Annotated in this window: 2 protein-coding genes and 1 pseudogene; 2 read left to right on the forward strand and 1 reads right to left on the reverse strand. The window is 34.3% G+C overall.

Annotation, left to right across the window (positions count from 1 at the left end):
- A pseudogene (locus IDG60_RS12635) lies at positions 1-195 on the forward strand (FMN reductase); the annotation flags it as partial.
- 59 nt (positions 196-254) lie between these two features.
- Here the strand turns inward: IDG60_RS12635 and IDG60_RS12640 are convergent.
- A complete protein-coding gene (locus tag IDG60_RS12640; RefSeq protein WP_000157643.1) occupies positions 255-1250 on the reverse strand; it encodes a YeiH family protein in 996 nt (331 codons plus the stop codon).
- Positions 1251-1554: 304 nt separating this feature from the next.
- Between IDG60_RS12640 and IDG60_RS12645 the strand changes: the two genes are divergently transcribed.
- Positions 1555-1972 (forward strand): GNAT family N-acetyltransferase (locus IDG60_RS12645; protein ID WP_206160759.1); only part of this gene is annotated, 418 nt, incomplete at its 3' end.

Below are 1972 nucleotides of genomic sequence, written 5' to 3' on the forward strand. Positions count from 1 at the left end.
AAACCAATATTGAGTTACATGAAAGCACATACGATGCAAACGTATGTATTTATTGAAGAGAAAGATTTTTCAAATCAACAAATTGTCAATGATGATGTTGTATTTCGGTTAAAAGCGTTGGCACAATCCACAATGCGAACTGCCAAAGTACAACAACAAGTGTTTGAAGAAGAAAACAACCAATACGACTTTTAAAGTATAAAAATAAGACGCTCGGCACACTAAATTTGCAAGTGTTTGAGCGTCTTTTCATATTAACTATATAGCCAATGAACGACGATAAAGGCAAGTGATGACAAGCATATTGAGGTAATAATGATTGTCATAAGCGGTTTAAGTGCGCGATTTTTAAGATCTTTAAATGCAACATTTAACCCTAAAGCAACCATGGCCATTAATAAGCAAATTGTTGATACAGTATTTAAAATATTTAGCAATGCTGACGGAATAGTTACATATGTATTCACTAAGGCCATAATGACAAATCCAATTAAAAAGTATGGAATGCTTATTCGACCATTGCTAGATGATTCTGATGAACGGAAACGCATAATTAAAATAAGTACGATGGTTAATGGAATCAGTAAGAATACTCTGCCAAGTTTACCAAGAAGTGCAATTTTAAGTGCATCACTACCACCAAAGCCACCAGCTAGGACAACGTGTGCAATTTCATGAAGACTAACGCCAGACCAAGCGCCATAAACATTTGTCGTCATTGAAAAGATAGCATAGATAGCTGTATATATAAGTGAAAATATCGTACCAATCAATGCGATGATACCGATACTAATAGCTGTATCCTTTTCACGTGATTTGAATATTGGAGCGACTGCAGCAATAGCGGCAGCACCACAAACGCCTGTACCTACACCTAGTAATAATGCGATGTTTTTGTCACCATGCAACAGTTTGTTGACAAAGAGCATCATTACAATACTAAAAATAACGACACCTACATCGATGGCTAATAGTCTACTACCTTGACCGATAATATCGAATATATTGAGTTTAAGTCCATATAGGATGATTGCAAATCTTAATAAATATTTAGATGAAAACGTAATACCTGAGCTATATTGTTCAGGATATCCTCTAAAGTGACGATATAGAATAGCGATTAATATCGCGATAGTTAATGCGCCAACCTTATCTAAGATTGGCAATTTAGCAGCTAAAAAGCTAAATAATGCGACTATAAATGTTAATGTTAGTCCAATCATAAAATGCTTATTTTTCAATGATGCCATGAGCAGTGCCTCCTTTAATAGCATTTTAGCACTGTTTTGTCGTATTTTTAAATATAAATTTGGAATGGTTAATAAAGTAGAGATTAAATTAAGTTGTGTGATAGGAAACTTGGACATCAATCAAAGTAATAGGCACTACAACGCTTATTGGCGGGGCCCCAACAAAGAGAATTTCGAAAAGAAATTCTACAAGCAATGCAAGTTGGGGAAGGACAACAAATTTAAGATACAAGGCGTAATATTAATATGTTATTATTATGATAATTTACAAAATTATATGAAAAATAAATGAGGGTGTGATGGTATGTTTGGAATGAAAGTGAATGAACAAATAATATTAAAAATTTTAGAAGCCCATGACACAGAAGCGCTTTTCAATTTAGTCAATCGTTCAAGAAATTCACTTAGGGAATGGTTACCTTGGGTAGATGCAACTGAGCAACCATCAGATACGCGTGCGTTTATTAAAAGAGGACTTTTGCAATTTTCTGATGGTAATGGATTTCAGTGTGGCATTTGGTATGAAGGAACGCTAGTTGGTGTCATCGGTTTACATGAAATTAATCGCATGCACAGAAAAACTTCATTAGGATATTATTTAGATAAACAATTTGAGGGTCATGGGATTATGACACAAGCAGTTGAGGCATTGATAAAGTATTGTTTCGAAGAGCTTGACTTAAACCGAATTGAGATTAGTGCCGCAGTTAATAATGAAAAAA

The organism is Staphylococcus sp. EG-SA-2 (assembly GCF_017152085.1).